This window comes from Desulfarculaceae bacterium (assembly GCA_020444545.1).
Taxonomy (GTDB): Bacteria; Desulfobacterota; Desulfarculia; order Desulfarculales; family Desulfarculaceae; genus Desulfoferula.
The window spans coordinates 328066-354251 of sequence record JAHLKT010000001.1 but is presented as its reverse complement, the minus strand read 5'-3'; the positions used below and the strand labels follow the sequence as shown (position 1 = coordinate 354251).

Genomic DNA, 26186 nt, shown 5'->3' with positions numbered 1-26186 from the left:
ACTACGCCTCCCCGAAAATCTTCTGGGCCGCGGCCACGCCGGAGCCCATTTCGAAATCATAACCCAGGCCGGCCAGAGCCATCTCGATGGCGCTGATGGCCTGCAGGGTGTCGAACTCGCTGATGAAGCCCATGTGGGCCACGCGGAAGATCTTGCCCTTGGCCTGGGCCTGGCCGCCGGCGATGAAGATGGCGTACTTGTTCTTGAGCCAGCCCACCACGTCCTGGGCGTCCATGCCCTCCGGAGCCATGACCGCGGTCAGGCCGGTGGAGGCGTTCTCCTTGGAGTAGAGCTCCAGGCCCCAGGCGGCCACGGCGGCCTTGAAGGCCTTGGACTTGATCTCGGTCTCTTTGTAGATGTTCTCCAGGCCGCCCATCTCCTCCATGACCTCGAAGATGTCCAACAGACCCAGGAACAAGGGCACCGGCGAAGTGAAGGAGCCCTTGTTGATGCTCTGGGTCTTGAGCTCCTTGGCCCAGGAGAAATAGAACTTGGGGCAAGTGGAGCTTTCCATCATCTTCTTGGCCTTGGGGCCGATGGCCGCGAAAGCCAGGCCCGGAGGCAGCATGAGGGCCTTCTGGGAGCCGCTGATCACCACGTCCAGGCCCCACTCGTCGGTGGGGATGTCGTACACGCCCAAGGCGCTCACCGCGTCGACCACCAGGACGGCGCCGGTGTCCTTGGTCACCTCGGCCAGCTCCTTGATGGGGTGGTTCACGCCGGTGGAGGTCTCCAGGGCCTGCACGTAGACCGCCTTGATGCTGGGGTCGTCGGCCAAAAGCTTGGCCACGTCGGCCGGCTTGACCGCGTGTCCCCACTCCACGTCCAGGTTCACCGGGACGCAGCCGTAAGCCTCCAGGATCTCGGTCCAACGCTCGCCGAACTTGCCGCCGCGGATGGCGATGGCCTTGTCGCCCGGGGAGAGCAGGTTGGCCACCGCGCTCTCCATGGCGCCGGTGCCGCTGCTGCAGAAGACCAGAACGTCGTTCTCGGTCTTGAAGATCTTTTTGAGACCGGCGCGCACCTTGCCGAAAATCTCCAGGAAGTCGCTGGAGCGGTGGTGGATCAAGGGCTGAGCCATGGCCAGCAGGGTGCGAGGCGGAACCGGCGTGGGGCCAGGCGCCAAAAGGGAGACTTTTTTCATCGCGGAGCTCCTTACCTTGAATGTCCAAACGGGAGATACGGTTGGGACGGCGGCGGACCCGCTGGGGACCGGCGCTTGCCGCTCAGGTATTAAGACCTATCGTCAGCCCTGAAAGGCGGCCGCCCGCATCGCACTCCCGGTGCAAGCTAAAACTCCCGCCCCGCCTTCGGCGGCAGCGGGACCGGCAATTTCCCGGATGCCGTTTTGTAAGCCCATAAAACCAACTCTGTCAAGGTTATTGTGCGAAAGTGAGCCAAAAGCTACCATCGCCGGGCCTCCCGCGCCACCGCCGCCGGGCCCGGCCGGGGGCGAAGGGCAAAAGAAAGGGGGCCCGGCTTTAAGCCGGGCCCCCTTGGGGTGATTTATGCGGTTAAGCTTGTCTTAGAAGACGAAGCGGAACTGCACGCCCAGCAGCCACTCGTTGCCCTGGCCGTTGCCGGTCTGGGGGCTGTCGCCGTAGTTGAAGTACGAGAACTCGGGGTGGACACCGAAGTTCTTGGTGAACTGGTAAGGCACGGCGATGAAGGCGCCCATGCGGACGTTCTCGTCCTTGGAGAAGCCGTTCTTGCCGGACCAGGCGTCGTTGGAGAAGTTCTCGTAGCCCACGCCACCGGTGATCATGATCTTGCCGATCTTGTACTCGCCGGCCAGGATACCACCGTAGATGGTGGTGTCGTCGATACCGCCGGTGGTGATGCCGTTGCGGTAAGGCTGGGTAAGGGCGACGGGGTAGAAGGGATACTCAGTCGCGAAGTTCACGCCGTAGTGGCCCTGGAACTTTAGGGTGAAGGCGCCGACAGTGTACTTGATCGGGAGCACGAAGGCCCAGGTGTTGTAGCTGTCGTCAAAGGCGCCGGTGCTGCCGGACTCATACTTGTGGTTCACGAAGTTGAAGCCCGGGTGAGCCATGAAGCCGCCGAACTTGAACATCAAGGTCACGCTGGCGCGGGGGAACATGAAGCTGCTGTCGGTGCCGGTGCCGAAGTAGTTGGTCTTCTGGCGCGGCTCTTCCAGCGCGAACTGGACGCCCCACTTGGCGGTGTTATAGGTGAACTGCACCTGAGGCACGCGGTGAGGCCACAGGAAGCCCCAGCCGAACATCAACAGGTGAGCGTTCTCGTTCAGGCCGACGTACTGACGCACGTGGTAGGCCAAGGAACCGAACCAGTTGTCGGTCTGACCAGCCAGGATACGGCAGTTGCCCACACGCCAATAGGCGTAGGCATAACGCAGGCTGACGCTGGCTTCGGGCTGCAGGCTCTTAAGGCCGAGCTCGATACGGCCACCCACGTTTTTGTCCACGCTGTAGAAGCGGGCGCGCAGGTAGCTGTGACCAGGCATGTTCAGGAACCAGCTGCCGACCGCGTCGGAGCCGTTGTTGGTAAGCTCTTCGCTACGCTGATCCCAGCCGATGTCGGTCAGCATACGAGCGCCCATCTGGAACGTGTAGGTCGAAGGCGACACGTCCGCCAGGGCCGGCACGGATACGGCCAACATGGCCATCGCCGCGATAGCGATGATCATAAATTTCTTCATTAGACCTTTTCTCCTTTCCAGGGATACCGGAAGCGCCATTTGCCGTTGAACACTATGTCCAGGGCTGGCGATTCCAGCCGAGATCCTCCGTCCTGGGTAGGCTCACCCCTGGGCCTTTGTAGGCGGAGAACCTTGCTAACAAGGCCACGACAGGGCGGAAATTGACGCCGATCTCCTAGCCGAGAGACGGCTTCCCGTGGTCCTGACGAAACCTTGTCGCCAAAAATAGCAACTAAGGCGGCGGTTTGTCAAGCTGATTGTAATATCTTTTCGCGGCCCTAGAAGACATTAAGCCGGCCCGGAGCGCGAGGGAGGCTCGGAGGGAGGGCGCAAGGCCCGCTTGCCCAGGGACCACAAGACGCGCATGGCGATGTATATGGGGATGAACCCGGCCGCGAAATTAATGGTCCAGGGGGTGAGCGGCAGGGGCACCTGCACCGAGCCGAAGCGCCAAGTCAGCCAGGCCATTGCCAAAAAAGCGGGCCACAGGGATGAGGAGCCCATGGCCACGCCCATGAAGAAGCTCTTGCCGAAGGAGTCGTTGGCCTGGTCGTTAAACCCCTTGTATGCCAGCCGGTTGCCGGCCTGGAGTGCCTCCCAGCTCTTCTCCTGGCCCTCCATCATCAGCCGCTTCTCGCGCTCGATGTACTCCCGGTTGAACCAGTGCACCAGGGCCAGGGTGGCCTCGCCCAACAGGGTGCACCATAGGCAGAGCATGGCCGTGCCCACCCACCAGCCCGTCACCGGGTCGGCGAACCAGCGGTAGGGGGCGATGAGGATGGGGTCGGCTTTTGCCAAGAGCCAGTACACCGGGTCCATGATGCCTCGCCTGAAATGGGGCGCTCGTACCGGACAAGTATAGCCCAAATAACAGCGGGGCGGCCGCGATGGGCCGCCCCGCTGGTTGGTGCTTGGTCGTTTGGGCCTAGAAGGGGGGCACCCAGCTCTGTCCCAGGAAGCCCTTGGTGGTGTAGCGCAGGCCCACGTAGAAGGCCAGGATGATGAACATCCACTTGAGGCCCTTCTCGGGGATGTACTTGGAGGTGCGCGGGCCGATCATGGAGCCGATGAAGATGCCGATGAGCTCGGCGCCGATGAGGCCCCAGGAGACCACCACGCCCTTGCCCACCATGTAGGAGAAGATGCTCACGATCATGCCCACCAGCACGGCCAGGGCGCTGGTGCCGGCCACCAGGAACATGGGCAGGCCGGCCACCGAGGTGAGGAAGGGCACGAACAGGAAGCCGCCGCCCACGCCCAGGAAGGAGGCGATGGCCGCGATGATGAGCCCGCCCAGCATGGGGATGAAGGCGCGGAACTTGAACTCCACCCCGAAGAAGGTGAAGCGGATGGTGCCCATGAAGAAGGTGATGATCATGCCGGCCAGGGCCAGCAAATAGGCCACGATCATGAACTTGCCGTAGAGGTTGAACCACAGGGCGCTGAGCACCACGCAGCCCAGGGCGACCCACATGAGGCCCTGGTTGCCCTCGACGATCTTCACGCCCTTGTCGCTGGTGTCGCCTTCCTTGGTGCTCTTCTCAAAGGCCGCCGCCGCCGCCTTGGCCGCCTTCTTGGAGGCCTGGCCCCGGGGGGTCATCTCGTAGATGAGGAAGCAACCCAGCACGAACACGATCAGGCCGAAGTAGCCCAGGTAGTCCTTGAGCGAGACCTTGCCGGCGCTCAGCTCGGGGACCATCCAGGAGCCGGCCACGCCGCCGATGGCCAGGCAGGCGCCCAGGGGCAGCACCAGACGGCCCATCTTGTAGTAGTTGAAGCTGGAGATAAGGGCGGATAGGCCCACCAACCATTGGTTGGACACGCGGATGGAGTCGGTGACCAGCTTGTTCACCGGGTTGCCCTTGCCGAAGCTCTTGGCGTAGTCGGCCAGGCCGAAGATGGTGATGTGGCCCACGCCGGCCATGATGCCGCCGAAGGCGCCCACCGTGGAGAAGATCCAGCCCACCCAGATGGCCCACAACAGGCCCCAGACGTAGTGGGCGGCCGGCGCGCCGGGGATGCCCAGGAAACCGGGCTCCGGTCCGCGCTGGGCCACGCCCGCGGCCACGGCCTTTTTGGTCTTGTCGGCGTACTTTGGATCGGCCAGGCTCTTGGCGATGGCCGTTTGCAGTTTAGCCGGCATGTCCTTGCTGGCGATCTGAGCCGTCGCCTGGCTGTCACCCGCGGCGGGTTGTTTCTGGGCCAGAGTGCCGCTCGCTGCCAGAACGGTCATCAGGCCCAGAACCATGAGTGTGACGGTTGCCAACCAAAGCTTCCTCATGTCTGCCTCCCCGGGCGCAAGGCCCCGACGGTTATGTCGATGTGTGTAGGTTCACAGTTGTATGGAAAAACCGGCGTCGGCCGGGCTATGCCTTGAATATCACAACCCTCGCTAGGCTTTCAAGGGTTCCGCAAAGAATAATCATTCCGTTGCATTATGAAACCTGGCCAGCTCTTGGACCAACTCCTTGTACAGCCCATCATACACCTGAGACATGCCGGGGGCCACCTTGGCTTCCCTCTCCAGGCTGGTCACCGGCGCGTCCAGGCCGCACGGGCGTATGTGGTTGAAATGACTTAGGTCGGTGCTCACGTTCATGGCCAGGCCGTGCAAAGTGACGCCTTTTTGGATGGCCAGCCCGATGGCCGCGAGCTTGCGCCCTTGCACCCAGGCGCCGGGACGTTCGGGGTCGCCCGCCGCCTCCACCCCGAACTCGGCGGCCGTGTTGCATACCGCCCTGGTGATGGCCTCCACCAGGTTGCGCGCCCCAAGCCCCCGCTCCCGCAAGGATATCACCATATAGACCACCGCCTGGCCCGGGCCGTGGTATGTGACCTGGCCGCCGCGCTCCACCTCGTGCAGGCCGAAGCCCATCTCCGCCAGCTTTTCCGGGGGCATGAGCACGTGGCCAAGCTCGGCGTGGCGCCCCAGGGTGAACACCGGCGGGTGCTCCACGCAGATCAGGGCGTCGGGCACCTTGCCCGCGGCCCGTTCCTGGTGGCGGGCGCGCATGCGCTCCAGGGCTTCCAAATAGGGGGTCAATCCCCAGTCCAGCCTATGGATGGGAGGTGCGGGCATTGGGCAACTATAGAATTTGGCGGTCCAAATAGCAATACCCTGCCTTGTGCCGGGCTAGCGGGCGGTTTATTCTATAAACTGCCTTAATTCTTTTTGGAAGGGAAGCGGGTTTTGGGCGACAAGGGTAAGAGTGACGGCAAGATAGGCTTCTGGGAGGCCTCGGCCATCGGCGTGGGGGGCATGGTGGGCGGCGGCATCTTCGCGGTGCTGGGGCTCAGCGTGCAGCTGGCCCGGGGGGGCACCCCGGTGGCCTTTGCCATCGCCGGGGCGGTGGCCCTGCTCACGGCCTATTCCTACGCCAAGCTATCGGTGCGCTACCCCAGCCGGGGCGGCACGGTGGTGTTCCTGGACCGGGTGTTCGGGGCGGGCTATTTCAGCGGCTCGGCCAACGTGCTCTTGTGGCTGTCCTATGTGGTGATGCTGGCCTTGTACTCCTATGCCTTCGGTTCCTACGGGGCCACCTTCTTCCCCGGCGAGCACAACGCGCTGGCCAAGCATCTGCTCATCTCCCTGGGCATCGTGGCCCCTACGGTCTTGAACGTGGCCAGCGCCAAGATCATCGGTCAGGCCGAGATCTACGTGGTGGCCATCAAGCTGTCGATCCTGCTGTTCTTTTTGGCTATGGGCTTCGGAGGGGTGGAGCCCTCGCGCCTGGCCATGGACCAGTGGGTGCCGGCGGTGCCCCTGGTGGCCGGGGGCATGATCATCTTCGTGGCCTACGAGGGCTTCGAGCTGATCGCCAACACCGGCGAGGACATCAAGAACCCCCAGAAGAACCTGCCGCGGGCCTTTTACACCTCGGTGATCTTCGTGATCTTTCTCTACGTGGCCATCGCGGTGGTCTGCGTGGGCGGGCTGTCCATAGAAAAGCTGGTGGGCGCGCGGGACTACGCCCTGGCCGAGGCGGCCAAACCCTTCCTGGGCTCGGCGGGCTTCACCCTTATCGTGGTGGCCGCCTTGCTCAGCACCTTCAGCGCCATCAACGCCACGCTCTACGGCTCGGCCCGGCTTAGCTACACCATTGCCAAGGAGGGCGAGCTGCCCGCCGCCCTGGAGCGCCAAATCTGGGGCCAGCCCCTGGAGGGCCTGTTCATCACCTCGGGCCTGGCCCTGATCTTGGCCAACACCGCGGACCTGAGCTCCATCTCTACCCTGGGCAGCGGCGGGTTCCTGCTCATCTTCGCGGCGGTGAACGCGGCCAACCTGAAGGACGCGGGGGAGACCAAGTGCAACCGCTGCCTGGCAGGGGTGGGCGCTTTCGCCTGTTTGGCGGCCTTTGCGGCCATGGCCTGGCAGAGCATCAGCGACACCCCGGCCCACGCCTGGGTGCTGGTGGCCATGCTGGGCGGGGCGCTGCTTTTAGAAGGCGTTTATAGGCTGGTAGGGTTTAAAGGCCCTCGCAAAAAGAAGGCGCAACAAGCCAAGCCCAGCGCTTGATCTCTTTGCTCAAACCCCGGTTTGTTTTCTTTGCGCAAAGCGCAAAGAAAACAAACCAGATAGTTTTTTGAGGGGGAGCCCGAGGGGGAACTTTTTTCCAAAAAAGTTCCCCCTCGGATAAACTACCTACCCATGAACCACATCAAAGGCATCATCTTCGATTTTGACGGCACCCTGGCCGAGCTGAACCTGGACTTCGGGGACATGGCCCGCCAGGTGGAGGCCCTGGCCCGGGACGAGGGCTTTGGCGGCCCCTGGCCGGAGGGCTATTTGCTGGAGGCGCTCAAGGTGGTGAGCGCCGAGCTGGGCGACGGCTTCCCGGAGCGGGCGGGGCGGCTCATCGAGGCCATCGAGGTGGAGGCGGCCGGGCGCTCGCGGCTGTTCGAGTTCACGCGCACCCTGCTCTGCAACGCCACCACCCTGGGCTATGACCTGGCGGTGGTGACGCGCAACTGCGGCCCGGCGGTGCGGCGGCTCTTGCCCGAGGTGGACGAGCTGCCGGTGTTCCTGCCCCGGGAGAAGTCTCCCCGTCCCAAGCCCCATCCCGGCCAGCTTTTGGACGCTTGCGATGCCCTGGGCCTACCGCCCATGCGCGCGGCCATGGTGGGCGATCATCCCACGGACATGCAGGCGGCGGTGGCCGCCGGGTGTTTGGCGGTGGGGGTCACCTCCGGCCGGGTGGGCGAGGAGGAGCTAAGAGAAGCCGGGGCCGAGGTGGTGCTGCCGGACGCGAGTGGGATAATAGAGACGTTGGGAAGAGGTTTTTAAAGTATAAAAGCCGGATCACACTTTAGCTTAATAAACGGTTTAAGTCCAAAAAATCAAATTAGATTTTTTATGGCATCCGGAGCCATGTCACGGAATATTTCTGACGCAACACAATGGTTGGTTCGTCTATAAAGGCAAGCTCGGGGTAAGCAGCACGAACAAAGTTGATTAACCCATTTGCTAACTTTAACACTTTCATCTTGGTATTTTTCTGGCTCAATACCATCTTCTAATTCGATATGTCTCCTTATTAGGTAAGCCGCTAAATCAGCTATCTGTATTAGCAAGGCTCGCTCAGAATCGGCAAAATATGGAACATCAATTATCTGATTTAGCTGTGTGCCGTCGCCAACCAAGCCATAATAAGAATCAGTCCAGTTCGGCGGACTGTTGAGTAAATCGCAAAATTTATCAGCTTCCCGAACCTGGTGATCAAAAATCAGCACCGTATGGCCTTTGTTGCTTTTGATCGTCTGGTGATTTCTCTGAAGAGCCAAGACACAATGCAGTGCAACTGCCTGCCAGGGCGACAATAGGCCATGTCTCGCTTGGTGGGTAGAGAATAAATTGAGATCTACAGCGCTTACCACCAAGGAATGCTTTCGTCTCAGCCACCACTTAACTATGGAGTCCATTACGTCGGATCGTTTGTCTCCACTTACTTGCCTCCAAGGGCCGTTCCCACTGTAAAAATCTTTGGTGTGAAATTCGGTTATTTCCTTCCCAAGCGCTTTGGAAACGTTTGATAAAAAATCGTTCCAAATCTCTTTTGTTATATGCATCCTATAGGCATCAACGATTACCCCTGCCATTACTAGCAGGTCGCCCTTGCCGCTTTCATCAAAATATGCAAACTTCATAAGTTCTGTCTTTCCCCCAAAACAAAAGCGCCTGCCCCCCGGCAGACGCTTTAAATCATCTAACCCCTCGGGCCTACTTACTTCCGACACGCTGGATCGGCGATAGTCCTCTGCAACTCGTCCAGCTCCTCGGCGGAATACATGCTCACCCCGTCCACCGCCTCCTCGTTCCAGGCGCTGGCCGGGTTCATGGCTTGCAGGGTCCAGGCCTGGCAGCCGCCCACCGCCTCGGCCATGCGCCCCAGCTCCTCCGGGCCGTGCCACTGGGGGCAGATGGTGGAGCGGAACTCGTGGGCTACGCCGCAGGCCTTCAAATACTCCAAAGACTCGCGCACCCGGTCCACCTCCACCGCCCGGCCGCAACTGCGGCGGTAGGCCAGGGGCTCCAGGGGCGCCTTCACGTCCATGGCCACCATGTCCACCAGGCCCTGCTCCACCACGCGGACCAGGGCCTCGGGCCGGTAGCCGTTGGAGTCCAGCTTCACCTTGAAGCCCGCCTGTTTCACCTCGCCCAGAAGCCGCTCCAGGCCAGGGTGCAGGGTGGGCTCGCCGCCGGACACCACCACCCCGTCGATCCAGCCCACAAAGGGCTTGAGCCGGTCCAGCACCCCGTCCAAGGGCAGGGTCAGATAGCTGTCCGGGTCCGATACCAGGGCGAAGTTGTGGCAATAAGGGCAGGCGAAGTTGCAGCCCGGCAGAAAAAGCACCGCCGCGATCTGGCCCCGCCAGTCCAAAAAGCTGGTCTCGATGAAGCCCTTTACCGGCGGCAGGCCCGCCGGGGGCAGGGTGGTGGCCGGATCAGGCATGAATGGTCTTGAGATAGCTCTTGATCTTGATCGCCCCGCTGATGTGGCTGGAGTCGTCCAACACCAGAATGGGCAGCTCCTTCTCGGCCACCTCCACCAGCTCGTGCCAGGCCAAATGGGCCAGGGCCGCCGGGTCCTCGGGAGTCAGCACGTCAATGCCGATCCCTAAGGCGGCCAGGTCGAACTTGTCGGTGATGTAGTGGCACTTCTCGCAACCCGGCTTGGTAAACAGGGTCATACGATTTGCCCTCCTTTAAGATTGATTTCAGAGCTTCCGGGGGAACCCTTTTTTGCAAAAAAGGCCTCCCCCGGGCCCCCTCCCAAAAAACTCCGCGAAATTTCCCCGCCCTGGCCCGGACCTGCGGTCCGGTCTGCGGCCGGGAAAATTTCCCTGGGAGTATGGGGGTGGCTCACTGCCTTCATTGCGGTTGCCAATCTTTATTTACCTGCCTGCTCTTTTCGGCCTGGGTCGCGGGTTCGAATCCCGCGCCCCCGGCCTCTCCCTGACTAACCGACCTTGGCCTCGGTGTCTCCCTCGGGCGGGGCGCTAAAGAAGCCCTGGTTGCGCCAGCGGTCGCGCAGCTCGCCGACCTTGCCCTTGTTCCAGGAGCTGACCCGGGTGAAGTAGCCGGTGATGCGGGTGATGAGGTCCAGGTCCTCGGAGCCGCAGTGGGGGCAGACCTCCACCAGGCCGCGCACGTTCTGCTGGCAGTCCTTGCAGCAGGAGAACTCGGGGCTGAAGGCCACCTGGTCGTTCTTGGTCTCGCGGAAGATCTTGATCACGAAGTTGGCCAGGGACTCCTTGGAGGGCTTCTGCTCGCCCAGCCACACATGGGTGATGGCCCCGGCCTCGATCAGGGGATGGAAGCGGCCTTCCAGCTTCACCCGCTCGATGGGGTTGGTGTGCGATCCCACGTTGAACAGGGTGGAGTTGGTGTAATAGACCTCGTTGTTGAACAGGTCGCCCTTGACCGCGTGCTTGGCCCGCTCGGGGAAGTGCTTCAGGTCCAGCTTGGCGAAGCGGTAGGAGGTGCTCTCGGCCGGGGTCTGCTCCAGCACGAAGCGCATGCCCTCGCGCTCGGCGTACTCGTCGCAGAGGTACTTCATCTGGGCGATGACCTTGAGGCCGAACTTCATGGCCTCCTCGGAGTCGTGCAGCTCCTGGCCCAGGTGCTCGTCCACCATCTCGTTGAGCCCCACCATGCCGATGAGGTAGGTGACCCGGTGCATGCGCAGATAGGGCTGGCCGTCCAGCTCCATGGCCAACAGAGCCAGGGGGCCGCGGTTGCCGAAGGAGAGCAGGCGCTCGATGAAGCGTTTTTTCTCCACATGGGCCTTGGCCGCCAGGCGCACCCGCTGGCGCAGGATCTGGAAGAGCTTGGTGTCGTCGCCGGCCGCCTCGTAGGCGATGCGCGGCAGGTTCACGGTCACGTTCTGCAGGGCGCTGTAGCGCATCTTCCAGGGGGTCTTGGCGTCGTCGATGTCGCTCTTTTCCAGCTTAAAGGACAGGCGGCAGCACTCGGAGATCTTGGCGGTCTCGCCCCGGTCGAACACGAAGTAGGTGTTGCCCTTGTCCGCGGCCACGTCGCAGATATGGTGCAGGAAGTCCATGTGGCCTTCGGTCTGGAAGAACTTCTCGGTGATGTGCACCAGAGGCTTGGGGAAGAAGAAGGGCCGGCCCGCGCCGTCGCCCTCTTTGTAGACCTCGAAGAGCTTCCACACGAAGCGCTGGGCCTCTTTCTCGTACTCGGCGTAGGTCTTGCCGGTGTACTCGCCGTTGGGGCCGATGGCCGGCACGTCCTCGAAGTGCTTGGGGACCTCCCAGTAGAGGTTGATGTCGGTGAAGATGGCCTGGCCGCCGCGGGCCACCGCCTGCTGGGAGAACTCGAAGATGAGGATCTGGGCCAGCTGCTTGACCGCCTTGTCGCTCAGGCCCTCCAGGTAGGGCGCGAAGAACAGGTTCACCGCGTCCCAGCCGATGGCTCCGGCGAAGTTGGATTGCAGGGCGGCGGCGAACTTGACCATATGGGCCAGGAGCACCTCGGGGTGCTTGGCCGGTTTGGCCAGGGCCAGGCTGGCGGGCAGGTTGAGCCCGAACTTCTTGATGTACTCCAGGCTCTGGCCCGAGCAGTAGGGGCGGTCCACGAAGCCCAGGTCGTGCAAGTGCAAATCGCCGCGCATATGGGCGTCGCCCACGTCCTGGGAGAACACGCTGATCAGGGCGTATTCCTTTTTGATGTTCTCGGCCAGGGTGAGGTTGGTGGCCTCCGGGCCGTGGGGCACGTTGGCGTTTTCCTTGTTGGGCAGCCGGAGCATGTTGTCCACGTCGTAGAGCGGCACGCCCAAGCGGGTGTGGCGCAGGCGCTCCTCCTCCAGGCCGCGCTCGATGAGCTTGGTGTTGACCAGCTCACGGATGAGGGGAGCGGTGACCATCTTGATCCCCGCCGCCGCGATCTGGGTCTCCACCTCGGCGGCGATCTCCTTGGCGGTGATGTCGTCGAGCTGGGTCTCGCGGATGAGGGCTTCCTCGATGCGCGCCCGGTCCCACGAGTCCATTTCTTCGGCGCTGGTGCGCACGAACAGGGCCATGTCGGTGGTCTCGGAGTTTATGATCGGCTCGGCTTTTTTGCTGCCATCCACTACCCTAAGATCGGCCATCTTCAATATCTCCCGCCACTTTGGTTGCCCCCCTGGGGGGTGCCTGCCGCCAGGCCCTTATTATTGGACCGCCCGAGGGGCAGCCGCCACGCCAAGGCCCTGGGCCCGGTCCGCGAAAACGCGAGCGCGCCCGAGAACATCTCTCAGCCGCCCGCCTGCTTTTCGCCCCATGTGCCGCATCGCCCTAGGCCCTGTTTTAGCTCCAAAAACGTGAACGGCCTGCTTGTGCCGCTCCTTACCCGCTATGTTGTACGGCTCTCATCTTCGTACACTACATATGGGGGTGTCAACCCTTAAAACGCATTTTTTGGCGCATTGTCAGGAACTGATATCAATTGTCACTTAACCCCTTGCCTTGCTTGCATACCTGGCGTTTCACGGGGTGACGGGATTTTTTACAATTTAGTAAGGGGGCCTCTTGGTGGGTTTTTTGGGGTAATGCATTGTATTTGCATATAAATTTGCCAGAATCCCCGGCGGGGCCGCTTTCGGGCTTTCCGGGCCGTGCCCTGAGGGGGCGTCTCGTTGTATGGTGGGGACCATGAGGGTCTTGCACTTACACGACCGGCTTTCGGCCCGGGGCGGGGCCGAGCGCCATTTGCTCAGCCTGTTGGCCCGGCTGCAAGGGCGCGACGACACGCTCTTGGCCGTGGGTTTTGACGACGCCAGCCTGCCCCCGGCCGAGCGGGTCGAGATCGGCCCCTGGCAGCGGGTCAAGGGCCTGGACCGCTCCGGCCTGAGCGCGCGGGGGGGCCAGGCGGCCCGCGCCCGCCTGGGCGAGGCCATCGACGCCTTCGCGCCCGAGCTTATCCATGTGCACAACCTCATGGACCCGGGGCTCATGGCCCTGGCCGCCGAGGCCGGGCCCACGGTGATGACCGTGCAGGACCATCGCCTCTTCTGCCCGGGCCGGGGCAAGCTCTTGCCCGATGGCCGCCTTTGCGACCGGGCCATGGGGCCGGAGTGCCTGGCCTGCTTCGACGACCCGGACTATGGCCGCCGGATGCTGGAGCTGACCCGGGCCCGCCTGGAGGCGCTCCAGGCCATGGGCCGGGTGCTGGTGCTCTCCAACTACATGGCCTCCGAGTTGGCCCTGGTGGGGGTGGACCCGGCGCGCATCAGCGTGCTGCCCCCGCCGGTGGAGCTGCCCCCGCGCGTGGGGACAGGGGAGCGGGGCTATCACCTGCTGGCCGGGCGTCTGGTAGGGCGCAAGGGGGTGCGGGTGGCCCTGGAGGCAAGGGAGCTGCTGAGCGAGCCCCTGCCCCTGGTGGTGGCGGGCGACGGCCCCCTGGCCGGGGAGGTGGCTCGGGCCGCCAGTGCCTCGGGCGGGCGGCTGATCTTTGAAGGCTGGGCCGATCGTGCTAGGATGGGCGCGCTGTTGGCCGGAGCGGCCAGCCTGTGGGTGCCCAGCCTGTGGGCCGAGCCCTGGGGCCTGGTGGGGCCCGAGGCGCTGAGCCGGGCCACTCCGGTGGCCGCCGCGCCGGTGGGCGGGGTGCCCGAGTGGCTCCGCCCCGGCGAGCACGGCCTGGCCGCCGCTCCCGGCGACGCCCGCGCCCTGGCCGAGGCCGCCGACCGTTTGGCCGCCGATTCCGCCCTGGCCCGTGGCCTGGGCCGGGCCGGGAGGGACTGGGTGCGGCAACACCTGGACGAGGACAAGCTTATGGCCCGATTGAAGCAGACCTATCAGCGCGCCCAAGAGGCCAGGCCGTGAACCAGGCCGACCCCTTTGCCGCCGACCCCTCGGTGCGGGCCATGCGCGCCGTGTTCGCGGCCCTGGAGGCTGCCGAGGCCGAACTGCTGGGCCGCAGCGGCCTGAAGGCCTGGGACCCGCGCCTGCGCGCCTGGCGGCAGAAGGCGCGCGATGCCTTCGAGGCGGCCTGGCCCAGCGCTCTGAGCCAGGGCCTGGCCCGCCAGCCGGAAGAGGCCGCCGCGCTCTATCTGCTCTGCCTGGGGCGGCTGCTCACCGCCGGCGGCCTGAGCCTGCCGGAGGGCGCCCTGCCCGAGGTCCCGGCTCTGGCCGCGCTGTTGGAGAAGGGCTCATGATCCGTTTGCGCCTGTTCGGCCGCTGCCGCATCTACCACGATCCGGTGAGCCCGGTGCTCAAGGCCCCGCCCCAGATCGGGTGGTCCGCCTTTTACCGCAGCATAGATCTGGTCACCCCCCGCCACCTCAAGGGGCCGGAGCTTTTGCGCCGCACCAAGGGCTGGTGGACCGTGGAGTCCGGGGATATCGAGCCGGTGGTAACGGCCCACGGCCATCTCACCGTGGGCCAGGGCGGCGAGCTAATGGTGGAGTTTGAGGACCAGGCCGCGGCCGAGGCCCTGGCCACCGCACTCAAGGAGAAGTTCGGGGAGCAGGTGTTCCTGGCCCCCTGAGGCAAGCCCGGATATTTCATGAGCGACCAACCCATCATCATCGAGCAGGACGAGGACGGCGCCTGGGTGGCCGTGTGCCCGGGGATGCCCGGCTGCATCAGCCAGGGCAAAAGCCAGGCCGAGGCCAAGGCCAACCTGAGCGAGGCCATGGAGGCCTACCAAGAGTGCCTGGACCGCCGGGGCGAGGCCCTGGCCGACTGCCTGGGCGGGCAAAAGCCGTGAGCGGCTGGCCGGTGGTTTCCGGGCGGGAGGTGGTCAAGGCCCTGGGCCGGGCGGGCTTCGAGCTGAGCCACCAGAAGGGCAGCCATATGGTGCTGCGCCGCGCGGCCCCGCCCCACCGCCGCCTGACCGTGCCCGACCATGACGAGATGGCCAAGGGCACCCTCTCGGCCATCGCCCGGGAGAGCGGCCTGGGCCCCGGCCGCCTCAAGCATCTGCTGGCCGTGGCATAACCCGCCCCGCATGGCCGGGGATAAGGCTATAATTTAGACATAGGCCGGTCCTGAAGCCATGGAGGTTGAAGATGAGCGAGTGCAAGGCCCCGGAGCACAACGGAGACCAGGAGCTGGAGCAGATGCGCGACCGCGTGGCCGAGGCGGCGGCCCGGCTGTACGAGAAGAAGGGGCGCTCGGCCTCGGTGGACGAGATCGCCGTGGCCGCCGGAATCTCCACCCCGGTCACCTACCAGTTCGTCAAGAAGCCCTCGGACATCATGCTCTTGATCATGGAGCGGCTGCAGACCAAGTTCTGCGCCGGGGTGCAGGAGGCGGTGGTGGACGGCGCGCCCGCCCTGGACCGCCTCTTGGAAGCCATGGCCCAGTTCTTCAAGGTGGTGGATTCCGACGCGGCCAAGGTGGTGTTGGTCTACCGCGACTCCCTGACCCTGGGCAAGGAGGGCCGCAAGCGCATCATGCAGCTGGAGCGCGAGGGCGTGGAGGTGTTCAAGAACATCCTGGACGAGGGCGTGGCCAGCGGCGAGTTCCGGGCCATGGACACCGACCTGGCCGCCTACGACATCGTCATGGCCGGCCACGCCTGGGCCCTCAAGGCCTGGCACTACAAGCGGCGCGGCCTGAGCTTCGCCCATTACCTGGCCCGGCAGCAGGACGTCTTCGCCGCCGCCGTGCGTCCTTAAGGCTAAATAAATGACCAACTACCGCCGCATCGTCTGCTGCCTGGACTTCAGCCCCCAGGCCGATGCCGCCTTTGCCGCCGCCCTGGAGCAGGCCCAAGACGAAGGGGCCGAGCTGATCCTGTTGCACGTGGTGCACTCCGGGGCACCCACCCTGCCCGGCGAAAAACCCGGCGTGGTGCGCGGCCTGAGCCGCGAGGAGCTCAAAGAGCGCCTGAAACAGGAGATGGACCAGCGCTACGTGCAAAAGGCCGGGGGCTATCCGGTCAAGGTGCGCCTGCGGCGCGGCCTGCCCAGCGTGGAGATCCTGGACGAGCTGGCCCAGAGCAACGCCGGGCTGGTGGTCATGGGGGCCGAGGGCCTGAGCGGGGTGGGGCTGTTCCTCCTGGGCTCGGTGGCCGAGCGGGTCAGCCGCCGGGCTCCCTGCTCCTGCCTGGTGGTGCGGCCGGCGCAAAAAAGCGTAACCCCGGCCGGGGGAGATTCGTCTGTGGAGTAGGCCCCAGCGCGCCCCCACAACCCCCACCGGAGGACGGCCATGCTCCTGAGCAGTTGGCGCAAGGAAATTTTCCGCCCCGAGTGCAACCCCGGCTTCGAGTCTTTGCACTGCATCGCCCACCTGGACCAGAACGTGGGCGAGGCCCTGCCTTTTCTCAACACCCAGCTCGGCGGCCATCATTACCAGCTGGACCCGCCCGCCGTGACCTTCAAGGTGCACGGCCGCCTCATCACCGTGCACCACGACCGCATCGCCATCAACGCCCTGAACGACGAGGCCGAGGCGGACAAGATCCTGGCCTGGCTGCAAGGGGAGATCAACCAGGCCTGGGAGCAGCGCGGCGAGATAACCCCCAGCACCGACTCGGCCCCCGAGCCCCAGGTGATGCACATCCTGCGCCTATTGCCCAACAAGGCCGGCTGCGGGGCCTGCGGGCGGCCCACCTGCCTGGTCTTCGCCACCCTGGCCGCCCAGGGGGTGCTGGGCCCGGGGGACTGCCCGGAGCTCTCGCCCCAGGCCGCCGCCGCGCTGGCGGAGTATCTGGGCGGCTTCAGCTTCGACCTCTAGGAAACGCTTCCCTTTACAGCCGCCGCTCCGCTTTGGCAGGATGGGCTCGTGAAACCGGGGGGCCGCGCCCCGCTCAACCCGGAGGCTTGTCATGAACCACCGCCTGCTCGCCTTGCCCGTATTGGGCCTGCTCTTGTTCCTGGCCGCGCCGGGGCTGGCCGCCGACCCCATGGCGCAAGTGCAGGCCGGGGTGGCGGCGGCCAGGGCGGGGGACACCGCTCAGGCCGAGGCCGCCTTCAGCCGGGTCATCGAGGCCCAGCCCAAAAACCTGAAGGCCCTGGCCGCGGCCTATTACAACCGGGGACGTCTGCGGGTGGGGCTTGGGAAGTGGGCCGGGGCCGAGGCCGACCTGGCCCAGGCCATCGAGCTGGACCCCGCCCAGGCCGGGGCCTATGCCCTGAGGGGCCGCGCCCTGAGCCATCTGGGCCGCTGCCCCCAGGCCATGCCCCTGTTCGCCGAGGCCGTCAAGCGCGCCCCCAAGAACCCCACGACTTACGTGTGGCGGGGCGAGTGCCGCGCGGCCTTGGGCGACCTGCCCACCGCCGGGCAGGACTTCTCCCGCGCTCTCAAGCTGAACCCCGACAACGCCGCCGCCCTGTACAACCGGGGCACGGTGTATCTGCGTTTGGGCGATTTCAAAAAGGCCGAGGCCGACCTCAAGCGCTCGGTGGAGATCGAGCCCGCCTCGCAGAACGCCTGGTACAACCTGGGCCAGGCCCTGGCCCGCCAAGGCCAGTGGCAGCGGGCGGTGGAGGCCTGCAACCGCCTGTTGGCCCGCTACCCGGCCGACGCGGGGGGCTACAGCCTGCGGGGCATGAGCCTCTACCGCCTGGGCAAGCTCCCCGAGGCCGAGAAGGACCTGGACCGGGCCCTGTCCTTGCAGCCCAACAACCCGGAACTGCACTATGACAAGGCCTTCATGATGATCCACGAGGGCCGCCTGGAGCAGGCCCTTCTGGAGCTGGACCAGGCCATCCGGTTGCAGCCCGACATGGCCGAGGCCTGGTTCAACCGGGCCGGGGTGAACCAGGACCTGGGTCGTTTGCCCCAGGCCGTCTCGGACATGCAGCAGTATCTGCGCTTGGCGCCCAACAGCCCGCAGGGCCGCCAGCGCTTGGCTGAGTTGCAAAAGCTTATGAAGGGTGGCAAGGCCCCGCGCTAGGGGCCTGAAGAACGGCCTAGAAGATCAGCTCCAGCACGCCGGGATGCTCGGCCACCGCCCGGCCGATCACCGCGCCCTTGATTCCCCGCTCGGCAAGCAGGTCCAAGGCCCGATCAGCCTGATCCGGGTCCAGGCCCAGGAGCATGCCTCCCGAAGTCTGGGCGTCGGCCAAGAGATCCACCTGAATCTCCTCCGGGGTTCCCCGGAAGCTCAAATTATGCGCGCAGAAGTTGCGGTTGGCGTGGCTGCCCAGGGGCACCAGGCCCATGGCCGCCATTTCCCGCGCCTCGGGGATGATGGGCACCGCGCCCGCCTCGATCTCCAGGCCCACGCCCGAGGCCGAGGCCAGCTCCAGGGCGTGGCCGATGAGCCCGAAGCCGGTGATGTCCGTGGCTCCCTTGACCCCGCAGGCGCTCATCACCTCGGCGGCCGGGGCGTTGAGCGCGGTCATCACCTCCACCGCGCTGGCCACCGCCTCCTGGCTGGCCAGGCCTGCCTTCAAGGCCGTGGCGATCACCCCGGTGCCCAGGGGCTTGGTGAGCACCAAGACCTGGCCCGCGCTCAGGCCCGCGTTGGTCACCAGCTGGTCCGGGTGCACCACCCCGGTGACGCTGAGGCCGTACTTCAGCTCCGGGTCCTCCACCGAATGCCCCCCGGCCAAGACCGCGCCCGCCTGGTGCACCGCGTCCATGCCCCCCCGGAGCACCTCGCGGAAAATCTCCACCGGGTGGTCCTTCACCGGGAAGCAGCAGATGTTCATGGCGGTGAGCGGGCGTCCGCCCATGGCGTACACGTCGCTCAGGGCGTTGGTGGCCGCGATGCGCCCGAAGAGGTAGGGGTCGTTGACGATGGGGGTGAAGAAGTCCAGGGTCTGGATCAGGGCGATCTCATCGGTGAGACGATAGACCCCGGCGTCGTCGGCGGTGTTCAGGCCCACCAACAAGTCGGGGTGCTCTTCCGTGGGCAGCCCCTGGAGTATGCGCGCCAGATCCGCCGGACCTATCTTGGCGGCTCAACCGGCGGCGCGGGCTTTTTCGGCCAGCTTGGGGTCGTCGCCCATCTTGTCTCCTAATCGCCGGCTTCGCCAGCCACCGGCATACGGTGTTGCTGGCATCGCTCGGGCCTCGACGTAGTTTCAGCTACGCCTGCGGCCCTCGCTCGCCAGACGCCTTGTCTGCCGGCGGCTGGCTGTGCCGGTTGCCCTTATAAAGTGCTCACCACGGATGGTGACTCATATGCTGGGGGCACGCAAACAGAAAACCGCCATCCCAGCATTCTGGACTAATTTGGCGCGGAACGCCTTTTAACGGCGCAGGGTGGCCTTGAGGCGGTCGGGATTGAGCAGCAGCCCCAGGGCCTCCAGGGGGCCGGGAACCACCACGTCGGCCGCGCTCAGGGCGGCGGTGGCCGCTCCCTCGGGCCCCAGCACCGCGATGCCCAGGGCGGCGGCCTTGAGCATGTAGGCGTCGTTGGCCCCGTTGCCCAGGGCGGCCACGCTTTTCGCGCCCAGGCCTTCAACTATAGCCTGTTTTTGCCCGATTTCATCGCCCGGGCTGATCAGGGCCAGCGCGGCGGCCGGGCCCAACAGGCCTCCGGCCGTGCCGAAGGTGTCGGCCGTGACCAGATGGCATTCCAGCGAGGCGCTCAGCTCCTCCACGGCCTGGCGCACCCCGGGCAGCAGGGCGCCGTCCAAAGCCAGGGTGCCGTTCAGATCCAGCACCAGGTGCCTCAGCTCCAAGCGCCGCCAGCCGGGGATATCCACCACCAGGGACATGGCGGGGCCTACTCTTCCAGCCCGGCCAGGCACAGGGCCATGAAGGCCTGGGCCGCGGGGGAGTGGGTGCGCTTCTTGCGGGTGACCAGATAGAACTGGCGCTTGAGGTTCACCCTGTCCAGATCCACCTCCACCAGGCGGCCGGCGGCCAGCTCCTCGGTGATGGCCCGGTGGCTTAGGAAACCCAGGCCCACCTGGGCCCGCACCGCCTGCATCACGGCCATGGTGGAGCCCATCTGGGCCACGATATTCATCTCGGCAGGATCCAGCCCAGCTTTTTTGAGGGCGCGGGCCAGGAACATGCGGGTGCCGCTGCCCGGCTCGCGGAACACCACCGGCACCTGCTTCAGGTCCTTGGGCTCCAGGCTTTTGCCGTAGGGGTGGCCCTTCCAGCCGGCCAGGCTAACCACGTCGTCCATGAGCGGCGAAAAGGCCAGGCGCTCGTCCTCCACCGTGGCCCCCACGATGCCCGCCTCCAGCTCGCCGGTCTGCACCGCCTCGGCGATCTGGCGGGTGTCGCCGATGTGCAGGGTCGCCTTCACCTCGGGATGCAACAGCCGGAAGCGGCCGATGAAAGCGGGCAGCACGTATTGGCCCGGGATGGTGGAGCCGCCCACCACCAGCTCGCCGCGCAGGCGGCCCAAAAAGGCGTCCACCGAGCGCTGGGCGTCGTCCACCCGCTCCAGGATGTCCCGCGCGTGGTCATAGAGCAGCTCGGCCGCCTTGGTGGGCAGAATCTCCCGGCCCAAACGGTCGAAAAGCTGGACTCCCAGCTCCTCTTCCAGGCTCTTTATGTGCCCGCTTACCGTGGGCTGGCTGAGGAAGACCTCCTCGGCCGCGCGGGAAAAAGACCGTCTTTCGTATACCTTGGCGAATACCTGCAAGCGCCTGAGATCCATGGCTTGGCCCACCAGTCCTATTGGTGAAGTATATGGGCAACTATCGAGATGACCAAAGATAGCAGGCCCGGGGACAAGGGTCAAGCTAATCGGGAAACGTCCTTAGAACTTGCCTCCCCGTGAGCGCAGGATGGACCACACCAGCCACAGGCCGATGATGCCGGAGATGAAATAGCCCATCACGCCCAACAGGGGCAGGCCGAAGATTTTGGGCTCCACTCCGGTGGTGACGATCATGGAGCTGCCCAGGATCAGGGCGGCCACGACGAGCCCCACCGTGACCCGGCTGGCCCCCTCCTGCACCGCCCGGGTGAGGGGCACCAGGCCCTGGTGCTTGATCTGGAGGTTCAGCTCGCCCTTTTCCAGCTGGGTGACCACCGCGTCCAAACGGCGCGGCAGGGCCTGGAAGAAGCGGAAGCCGTCGTTGAGGTGGGCCAGCAGGCGCTTGGCCATGGTGTCGGGCCGCCAGCGCTCGAAGTAGAGCCGCCAGACGTAGGGCCGGGTGGCCTCCACCGGGTGGTAGTCCGGGTCCAGGGCGCGGCCCACCCCCTCCAGCTCCAGCAAGGCCTTGTCGGCCAGGGCGTATTGCATGGGCACCCGGAGATGGTGCTGGCGCATTATCTCCATCATGTCCAGGATCAGCTGGCCGGTGTCGATGGGCGCGCCGCCGTCGTGGCTCATGTCCTCCAACAGCTCGCTCACGTCCTGCTCCAGGGAGGGATCGCTCCCGCCCGGGGGCACCACCCCCGCGTCGGTCCAGGCCCGCACCACCCCGGGGGCGTCGCCCTGCAAGGTGGCGATCAACAAATCGCAGAGGATGTAGCGGTCCTGGTCGCTGAGCCGCCCCACCAGGCCCCAGTCCAGCACCGCCAGGCGGGGCTCGCCGCCGGGGTCGGTGGTCACCATGAGGTTGCCCGGGTGGGGGTCGCCGTGGAAAAAGCCCTTGAGCAGCACCTGGTCCAGCATCATCTCGGTGAGGTCCTGGGCGAGCTGCTTTTTCTGCTCCGGGCTCAGCTCGGCCTTGTCCAGGGTCGCTCCCTCGACCAGATCCATGACCAGCAGGCCCGGGCTGCACAGCTCCATCACCGGCTGGGGCACCACCACCTTGGCGTCCGGGGCCAGGTTGGCCCGCGCGGTGCGCATGTGCTTGGCCTCCAGGGCGAAGTCCAGCTCCTGGTGCAGGGAGCGGTCCATCTCCGCCACCAGGGCGGGCAGGGCGTAGGGGGCCACGGCCTCCAATTCCTTGTCCAGCAGGCGGGCCAGAGTGGTCATCAGCTCCATGTCCGCCCGGATGGTGCGCCCGATGCCCGGCTTGCGCACCTTCACCGCCACCTCGGAGCCGTCCTTGGCCAGCACCGCGCGGTGCACCTGGGCCAGAGAGGCGCTGGCCAGGCACTTCTCATCGAACTGGGAGAACACCTCGCCCAGGGGCCTCTCCAGCGAGTCCTCCACCTCCTGTTTGATCTTGGCGAAGTCCAGGGGGGTCACCGAGTCCTGGAGCTTGCGTAGCTCCAGGATCAGCTCGGGGGGCAAAAGGTCCGGCCGTTGGGACAAGAGCTGGCCCAGCTTTACGAAGGTGGGGCCCATCTCCTCGGCCACCATGCGCAGGCGGGGGTAGACCCCGTAACGCTTGGCGAGCTGCTCTCCGCCGCTCTTGGCCCCGGTGCCCCGGGTGAAGGGCAGCTCCAGGCGCTCCACCAGATCGGCGAAGCCGTGGTGCACCAGCACCATGGCCAGCTCGGTCAGGCGCCCCAGGTTGCGGAAGGTCTCCAGCACCTCTACTGGTCTCCGCCGGCGCTCTCCATCTTGCGCTTGATAGCGTCCAGCTCCAGCTCCACCTTGGCCAGGCGGGCCTCCAGGGCCTCCACCTCGGAGCGCTTGACCAGATCCAAAGAGGCCAGGGCCTCGTTCACCGCCTCTTGGAGCTTGTCGCCCCAGAGCGACGCCTGGCGCTTGGACTCGGCCACCACCTCCTCGGCCACCTTCTCGGCCTCGCTGGCGCTCATCTCGCCGCGCTTCACCGCGTCGTCCATGAACTGCATGGCCTTTTCCTTGGTGAGCACCGCCGCCCCCAGGCTGGCCAGCATAAGGTTTTTGATGGTTTCGAGCATTGCGAAGCTCCTTTTTGGCACCGGGGCGGCCCGTTAAGGCGCTTGACGCCCCGGCCCCTTGGCTCATATGGTTTAAATTATGGAGGATCGGTGGCGCCTATCGGCCGAGGGTCCCGGACCAATATTCCGCCGCCTCCTTCTCAGATTATCCTAAATGCCTGTTCCGGCGGTGTCAATTTGACGCCAGCCCGCGCCGGGGACTGGAGGACGGGTGGCTCGCGCCCTTTCGAAGCATACGCGCCGTCCCTCGGTGGGGGCCAAGCTGGCTCTGGTGCTGGTGGCGTCGGTGTTCGGTTCCACCCTGCTCCTGGCCGGCCTGCAATACTGGCTGGCCCAGGGAGCGGTCAGCGAGCACTTCAAGGAGCACGCCGAGTCCCATCTGCACCGCGCCATCAACCTGATGCAATCGTTGGGCAGCCAGGCCGGCGGCGCGGCCCGGCGAATGGCCATGGCCCAGAACCACGGCGCCCTCAAGTCTCTGGCGGGCAACGGCTTCTTCCTGTTCGGCCTGGACAACCAGGGCAGGGTGGTGGTGCCCCCCCGCGAGCCGGACGCGGTGCTGCCGCCCCCCGAGATCCTTCGCCACATGGCCTCCACCGCCTGGGGCGTGGTCAGCTACCGTCAGAAGGGCAAGCCGGTGATGGTGGCCTACGACCGGCTGCCCAGCGGCGAGCTGATCGTGGGGGTGAGCGCCTCGCCGGTGTTGCCCTCGGGGCCCCTGGGCCTGAGCATGTGGCAGGTCACGGTGTTTTCCGCGGCGGTGGTGGCCCTTTTGGCCGCCCTGGTGGCGGTGGTGTGGATCCACTGGTTCCTCTCGCGCCCCCTCAAGCGCCTGGCCGACGAGGCGGTCCAGGCCGCTTCCGGCGACCTGATCCCTCCCGCTCCCTTGGAGCGCGGCGACGAGCTGGGGCGCCTCTCCCTGGCCCTGAACCACCTGACCAGCGCGGCCCGGGCCATGGTGGAGCGGGCCCGCGAGGAGCAGGCCCGCTTCCAGCGCCTGTTCAACGACAGCAAGGACGGGGTGTTCATCACCGGGCCCGACGGCCGTCTGACCGACGTGAACCCGGCGGTGGTGGAGATGTTCGGCTATGGCGGCCGCGAGGAGATGGTGGGACTGAAGGCCACCAAGCGCCTCAACGCCAACCAGGAGGAGGCCCAGCTCTACCTGAACTCCCTGCGGGCCCAGGGCTACGTGCAGGACTTCCCGGCCACCATGCGCCGCAAGGACGGCAGCGAGTTCGAGGTGCTCATCACCGCCACCCGCGACGAGGACGGCGAGGGCCGCTTCGGCATCATCCGCGACGTGACCCAGATGCGCGCCGGCCAGCTGGCCCTGGGCCAGAGCGAGGCCCGCTACCGCCGCCTGGTGGAAAACGCGCCGGACATCATCTACCGCTGGTCCCTGAGCGAAAAGCAGTTCGACTACGTGAGCTCGGCGGTCACCGAGGTGACCGGCTACGCCCCCAACCGCTTGCTCAAGGGCGAGATGAGCGTGGCGCGCATGCTGCACCCGGAGCACCGCGAACGGGCGCGGGCCCACCACAAGCGCCTGCTGGCCAGCGCCCCGGGCGAGCTGTGCCGCGAGGACTACAAGATCATCACCGCCTCGGGCGAGACCCGCTGGCTGCGGGACAAGGCCCTGGTGATGCGCGACGAGATGGGCCGCCCCCTCATGCTGGAGGGCATCGCCACCGACATCACCGAGCGCAAGCTCCTGGAGCAGGAGCTCAAGCGGGGCCGCCAGATGGTGGAGAGCACCCTGCAAGGCCTGCCCGCCGCGGTCATGGTCATCGACGAGCAGCACAAGGTGGTGCACTGGAACCGGGCCATGGAGGCGCTCACCGGCATGGAGGCCAGCCAGATGGTGGGCACCAGCCAGCAGTGGCGGCCCTTCTACCTGGAGCCCCGCCCGGTGCTGGCCGACCTGATCCTGGAGGGCGATCCCACCCAGGTAATGGAAGGCTACGCCGGCATGGGGCTCAAGCGCTCGCCCCTGGTCGAGGGCGGGCTGGAAGGGGAGGGCTTCTTCCCCACCCTGGAGCCCGACGGCCGCCACCTCTACTTTTTGGCCGCGCCCATCACCGGGGACAACGGCCGGGTGACCCACGCGGTGGAGACCCTGGTGGACCTTTCGGACAAGCGCCGCCTGGAGCGCGAGCTTCGGCGCCTGTCGGTCACCGACAGCCTCACCGGCCTGTACAACCAGCGCTTTTTCTACGCCACCCTCAGGCGGGAGATCGAGGCCGCCTCGCGCTACGGCACGCCCCTGTCCCTGCTCATGGCCGATCTGGACTTCTTCAAGGCCTACAACGACCGCTTCGGCCACCTGGCCGGGGACAAGGCCCTGCGCCTGTTCGCCGACACCCTGGGCTCCTGCGTGCGGGGCATGGACCTGTGCTGCCGCTACGGCGGGGAGGAGTTCGCCATCCTGCTGCCCCACGCCACCATGAACGAGGCCCTGGGAGTGGCCGAGCGGGTGCGCGCCGGGGTGGCCAACACGCCCTTCTCGCCCGACGGCGGCGAGGGCAAGGTGAAGATCACCGTGAGCCTGGGGGCGGCCACTCTGGGGCCGGAGGAGCAGGAAGAGGACTTGGTGCGCCGGGCCGACGGCGCGCTCTACGCGGCCAAGCAGGCCGGCCGCGACAGCGTGGCGGCCGACCTCAGGCAGGGCGGGGTGAAAGTGATGGCGCGGGGCGCCGCCGGCCTGGGAGGCCGCTAGGCGCGCGGGGAGATCAGCGCATTTGCAGGGTCAGGGTCTCCTGGCCCGGCGCGCCGGTGATCAGGAACTTGGCGTCTTTTTCGCCCGGGGCCAGGAAAGGCTCTCCGTCCGGGCCCTTGATGGGGAACTTCACCAGATACAGCTGGCTCCACTTGCCCCAGAAGGGGTAGATGGCCTCGTTGATGGCGGTGCGCCGCTTGATCAGGCGCACGTCCTCCGGCTCCAGGCGCTGGCCCTTCTTGTTGATCAGATAGACCCGCCAGTTGGCTTCCTTGCCGTTGAGGTTGTTCCATTTGCGGTCCGGCACGTACACGCTGCCCAGGATGGTGTTGTACTTTTCGTACTCGGCCTTCTGGTCGGCCAGGTCCTTGGCCTTCTGGGCCGCGTCCCAGGCAAAGGCCTCGGCCCGCCGGTCCACCCACGCCTTGCGCACTTCCCAGTTGGCGGGCAAGACGTTGAGCAGAAGCTCGGTGGCCGGGCCGGTGTGGATGGAGCCGTCTTGCACGAACTTCTTGATCACCGCCTGGAAGGCGGCGTCCGCCGGCCGGGGCCGGGGGTCGAACTCGTGGTAGGCATCCTTCACCGTGGAGCAGGCCGCCAAAAGGGCCAGGGACAGGATCAGGGCAACCGCCAACCTGCGCGCCGCAAACATGAACATCGTCT

Annotated in this window: 27 protein-coding genes; 12 read left to right on the top strand and 15 right to left on the bottom strand. The window is 65.7% G+C overall.

The window, feature by feature from the left end:
* Window position 1 precedes the first annotated feature (1 nt).
* The 5 genes from KQH53_01685 to lipB form a co-directional block, all read right to left on the bottom strand.
* Entirely contained in the window at window positions 2-1144 is a 1143-nt protein-coding gene (locus KQH53_01685; protein ID MCB2225359.1) for an alanine--glyoxylate aminotransferase family protein, read from the bottom strand.
* A 381-nt stretch (window positions 1145-1525) separates the two neighbouring features.
* On the bottom strand, window positions 1526-2680 hold the full coding sequence (locus tag KQH53_01680) for a hypothetical protein (GenBank protein MCB2225358.1): 1155 nt from the start codon (window positions 2678-2680) through the stop codon (window positions 1526-1528).
* 288 nt (window positions 2681-2968) lie between these two features.
* Window positions 2969-3499, bottom strand: a complete 531-nt coding sequence (locus KQH53_01675) for a hypothetical protein (protein ID MCB2225357.1) — start codon at window positions 3497-3499, stop codon at window positions 2969-2971.
* Between the two features lie 106 nt (window positions 3500-3605).
* Complete coding sequence (locus KQH53_01670) at window positions 3606-4928, bottom strand: sulfite exporter TauE/SafE family protein (protein ID MCB2225356.1); 1323 nt, start codon at window positions 4926-4928, stop codon at window positions 3606-3608.
* A 174-nt stretch (window positions 4929-5102) separates the two neighbouring features.
* Window positions 5103-5759, bottom strand: a complete 657-nt coding sequence (lipB, locus tag KQH53_01665; GenBank protein MCB2225355.1) for a lipoyl(octanoyl) transferase LipB — start codon at window positions 5757-5759, stop codon at window positions 5103-5105.
* Between the two features lie 111 nt (window positions 5760-5870).
* On the opposite strand from lipB, the gene KQH53_01660 reads away from it, so the two are divergent.
* Window positions 5871-7196 carry an APC family permease gene (locus KQH53_01660; protein MCB2225354.1) on the top strand — a complete coding sequence of 442 codons (1326 nt, stop codon included), beginning with the start codon at window positions 5871-5873 and terminating at the stop codon, window positions 7194-7196.
* Between the two features lie 132 nt (window positions 7197-7328).
* On the top strand, window positions 7329-7964 hold the full coding sequence (locus KQH53_01655; protein ID MCB2225353.1) for an HAD family hydrolase: 636 nt from the start codon (window positions 7329-7331) through the stop codon (window positions 7962-7964).
* A gap of 53 nt (window positions 7965-8017) precedes the next feature.
* Here the strand turns inward: KQH53_01655 and KQH53_01650 are convergent, their stop codons facing one another.
* From KQH53_01650 to nrdD, 4 genes are all read right to left on the bottom strand, one after another.
* The gene (locus KQH53_01650; GenBank protein ID MCB2225352.1) at window positions 8018-8824 is read right to left on the bottom strand and encodes a DUF3800 domain-containing protein; all 807 of its coding nucleotides are present in this window, start codon (window positions 8822-8824) and stop codon (window positions 8018-8020) included.
* 77 nt (window positions 8825-8901) lie between these two features.
* The gene (locus KQH53_01645) at window positions 8902-9630 is read right to left on the bottom strand and encodes an anaerobic ribonucleoside-triphosphate reductase activating protein (protein MCB2225351.1); all 729 of its coding nucleotides are present in this window, start codon (window positions 9628-9630) and stop codon (window positions 8902-8904) included.
* Window positions 9623-9868: a hypothetical protein gene (locus KQH53_01640; GenBank protein MCB2225350.1), complete on the bottom strand. Its 246-nt coding sequence runs from the start codon at window positions 9866-9868 to the stop codon at window positions 9623-9625. The genes KQH53_01645 and KQH53_01640 overlap by 8 nt, the downstream gene beginning before the upstream one ends.
* A gap of 269 nt (window positions 9869-10137) precedes the next feature.
* The gene (nrdD, locus tag KQH53_01635; protein MCB2225349.1) at window positions 10138-12288 is read right to left on the bottom strand and encodes an anaerobic ribonucleoside-triphosphate reductase; all 2151 of its coding nucleotides are present in this window, start codon (window positions 12286-12288) and stop codon (window positions 10138-10140) included.
* A 541-nt stretch (window positions 12289-12829) separates the two neighbouring features.
* Here nrdD and KQH53_01630 point away from each other — a divergent pair.
* From KQH53_01630 to KQH53_01590, 9 genes are all read left to right on the top strand, one after another.
* Entirely contained in the window at window positions 12830-13999 is a 1170-nt protein-coding gene (locus tag KQH53_01630; GenBank protein ID MCB2225348.1) for a glycosyltransferase family 4 protein, read from the top strand.
* The gene (locus KQH53_01625; GenBank protein ID MCB2225347.1) at window positions 13996-14331 is read left to right on the top strand and encodes a hypothetical protein; all 336 of its coding nucleotides are present in this window, start codon (window positions 13996-13998) and stop codon (window positions 14329-14331) included. The genes KQH53_01630 and KQH53_01625 overlap by 4 nt, the downstream gene beginning before the upstream one ends.
* Window positions 14328-14663: a hypothetical protein gene (locus tag KQH53_01620; protein MCB2225346.1), complete on the top strand. Its 336-nt coding sequence runs from the start codon at window positions 14328-14330 to the stop codon at window positions 14661-14663. The genes KQH53_01625 and KQH53_01620 overlap by 4 nt, the downstream gene beginning before the upstream one ends.
* 18 nt (window positions 14664-14681) lie before the next feature.
* A complete protein-coding gene (locus KQH53_01615; GenBank protein ID MCB2225345.1) occupies window positions 14682-14885 on the top strand; it encodes a type II toxin-antitoxin system HicB family antitoxin in 204 nt (67 codons plus the stop codon).
* Window positions 14882-15115 (top strand): type II toxin-antitoxin system HicA family toxin, encoded by a 234-nt coding sequence (locus KQH53_01610; GenBank protein MCB2225344.1) that lies wholly within the window; start codon window positions 14882-14884, stop codon window positions 15113-15115. Before KQH53_01615 ends, KQH53_01610 begins: the two co-directional genes overlap by 4 nt.
* A 71-nt stretch (window positions 15116-15186) precedes the next feature.
* A complete protein-coding gene (locus tag KQH53_01605) occupies window positions 15187-15798 on the top strand; it encodes a hypothetical protein (GenBank protein MCB2225343.1) in 612 nt (203 codons plus the stop codon).
* Window positions 15799-15808: 10 nt separating this feature from the next.
* Window positions 15809-16291, top strand: a complete 483-nt coding sequence (locus KQH53_01600; protein MCB2225342.1) for a universal stress protein — start codon at window positions 15809-15811, stop codon at window positions 16289-16291.
* 39 nt (window positions 16292-16330) lie between these two features.
* Window positions 16331-16858: a Fe-S cluster protein gene (locus KQH53_01595; protein ID MCB2225341.1), complete on the top strand. Its 528-nt coding sequence runs from the start codon at window positions 16331-16333 to the stop codon at window positions 16856-16858.
* Between the two features lie 91 nt (window positions 16859-16949).
* Window positions 16950-18020: a tetratricopeptide repeat protein gene (locus KQH53_01590; protein MCB2225340.1), complete on the top strand. Its 1071-nt coding sequence runs from the start codon at window positions 16950-16952 to the stop codon at window positions 18018-18020.
* 16 nt (window positions 18021-18036) lie between these two features.
* On the opposite strand, the gene selD is transcribed toward KQH53_01590, so the two are convergent.
* The 5 genes from selD to KQH53_01565 form a co-directional block, all read right to left on the bottom strand.
* Complete coding sequence (gene selD / locus KQH53_01585) at window positions 18037-19080, bottom strand: selenide, water dikinase SelD (GenBank protein MCB2225339.1); 1044 nt, start codon at window positions 19078-19080, stop codon at window positions 18037-18039.
* A gap of 243 nt (window positions 19081-19323) precedes the next feature.
* A complete protein-coding gene (locus KQH53_01580; protein MCB2225338.1) occupies window positions 19324-19794 on the bottom strand; it encodes a hypothetical protein in 471 nt (156 codons plus the stop codon).
* 8 nt (window positions 19795-19802) lie between these two features.
* Entirely contained in the window at window positions 19803-20693 is an 891-nt protein-coding gene (locus KQH53_01575) for a LysR family transcriptional regulator (GenBank protein ID MCB2225337.1), read from the bottom strand.
* Window positions 20694-20795: 102 nt separating this feature from the next.
* Complete coding sequence (locus KQH53_01570) at window positions 20796-22469, bottom strand: phosphotransferase (protein ID MCB2225336.1); 1674 nt, start codon at window positions 22467-22469, stop codon at window positions 20796-20798.
* Window positions 22470-22471: 2 nt separating this feature from the next.
* Entirely contained in the window at window positions 22472-22804 is a 333-nt protein-coding gene (locus KQH53_01565; GenBank protein MCB2225335.1) for a hypothetical protein, read from the bottom strand.
* 211 nt (window positions 22805-23015) lie between these two features.
* Here KQH53_01565 and KQH53_01560 point away from each other — a divergent pair, with 211 nt between their 5' ends.
* Window positions 23016-25523, top strand: a complete 2508-nt coding sequence (locus KQH53_01560; GenBank protein MCB2225334.1) for a diguanylate cyclase — start codon at window positions 23016-23018, stop codon at window positions 25521-25523.
* A 13-nt stretch (window positions 25524-25536) separates the two neighbouring features.
* Here KQH53_01560 and KQH53_01555 read toward each other — a convergent pair whose 3' ends face one another.
* Complete coding sequence (locus tag KQH53_01555; protein MCB2225333.1) at window positions 25537-26175, bottom strand: hypothetical protein; 639 nt, start codon at window positions 26173-26175, stop codon at window positions 25537-25539.
* Between the last annotated feature and the right edge of the window lie 11 nt (window positions 26176-26186).

Bases quoted from the DNA above. Each gene is read 5' to 3' on its own strand.
- KQH53_01685 (MCB2225359.1), bottom strand. From the start codon at position 1,144: ATGAAAAAAGTCTCCCTTTTGGCGCCTGGCCCCACGCCGGTTCCGCCT.
- KQH53_01680 (MCB2225358.1), bottom strand. From the start codon at position 2,680: ATGAAGAAATTTATGATCATCGCTATCGCGGCGATGGCCATGTTGGCC.
- KQH53_01675 (MCB2225357.1), bottom strand. From the start codon at position 3,499: ATGGACCCGGTGTACTGGCTCTTGGCAAAAGCCGACCCCATCCTCATC.
- KQH53_01670 (MCB2225356.1), bottom strand. From the start codon at position 4,928: ATGGTTCTGGGCCTGATGACCGTTCTGGCAGCGAGCGGCACTCTGGCC.
- lipB (MCB2225355.1), bottom strand. From the start codon at position 5,759: ATGCCCGCACCTCCCATCCATAGGCTGGACTGGGGATTGACCCCCTAT.
- KQH53_01655 (MCB2225353.1), top strand. From the start codon at position 7,329: ATGAACCACATCAAAGGCATCATCTTCGATTTTGACGGCACCCTGGCC.
- KQH53_01650 (MCB2225352.1), bottom strand. From the start codon at position 8,824: ATGAAGTTTGCATATTTTGATGAAAGCGGCAAGGGCGACCTGCTAGTA.
- KQH53_01645 (MCB2225351.1), bottom strand. From the start codon at position 9,630: ATGCCTGATCCGGCCACCACCCTGCCCCCGGCGGGCCTGCCGCCGGTA.
- KQH53_01640 (MCB2225350.1), bottom strand. From the start codon at position 9,868: ATGACCCTGTTTACCAAGCCGGGTTGCGAGAAGTGCCACTACATCACC.
- nrdD (MCB2225349.1), bottom strand. From the start codon at position 12,288: ATGGCCGATCTTAGGGTAGTGGATGGCAGCAAAAAAGCCGAGCCGATC.
- KQH53_01630 (MCB2225348.1), top strand. From the start codon at position 12,830: ATGAGGGTCTTGCACTTACACGACCGGCTTTCGGCCCGGGGCGGGGCC.
- KQH53_01620 (MCB2225346.1), top strand. From the start codon at position 14,328: ATGATCCGTTTGCGCCTGTTCGGCCGCTGCCGCATCTACCACGATCCG.
- KQH53_01615 (MCB2225345.1), top strand. From the start codon at position 14,682: ATGAGCGACCAACCCATCATCATCGAGCAGGACGAGGACGGCGCCTGG.
- KQH53_01605 (MCB2225343.1), top strand. From the start codon at position 15,187: ATGAGCGAGTGCAAGGCCCCGGAGCACAACGGAGACCAGGAGCTGGAG.
- KQH53_01600 (MCB2225342.1), top strand. From the start codon at position 15,809: ATGACCAACTACCGCCGCATCGTCTGCTGCCTGGACTTCAGCCCCCAG.
- KQH53_01595 (MCB2225341.1), top strand. From the start codon at position 16,331: ATGCTCCTGAGCAGTTGGCGCAAGGAAATTTTCCGCCCCGAGTGCAAC.
- KQH53_01590 (MCB2225340.1), top strand. From the start codon at position 16,950: ATGAACCACCGCCTGCTCGCCTTGCCCGTATTGGGCCTGCTCTTGTTC.
- KQH53_01580 (MCB2225338.1), bottom strand. From the start codon at position 19,794: ATGTCCCTGGTGGTGGATATCCCCGGCTGGCGGCGCTTGGAGCTGAGG.
- KQH53_01575 (MCB2225337.1), bottom strand. From the start codon at position 20,693: ATGGATCTCAGGCGCTTGCAGGTATTCGCCAAGGTATACGAAAGACGG.
- KQH53_01565 (MCB2225335.1), bottom strand. From the start codon at position 22,804: ATGCTCGAAACCATCAAAAACCTTATGCTGGCCAGCCTGGGGGCGGCG.
- KQH53_01555 (MCB2225333.1), bottom strand. From the start codon at position 26,175: ATGTTTGCGGCGCGCAGGTTGGCGGTTGCCCTGATCCTGTCCCTGGCC.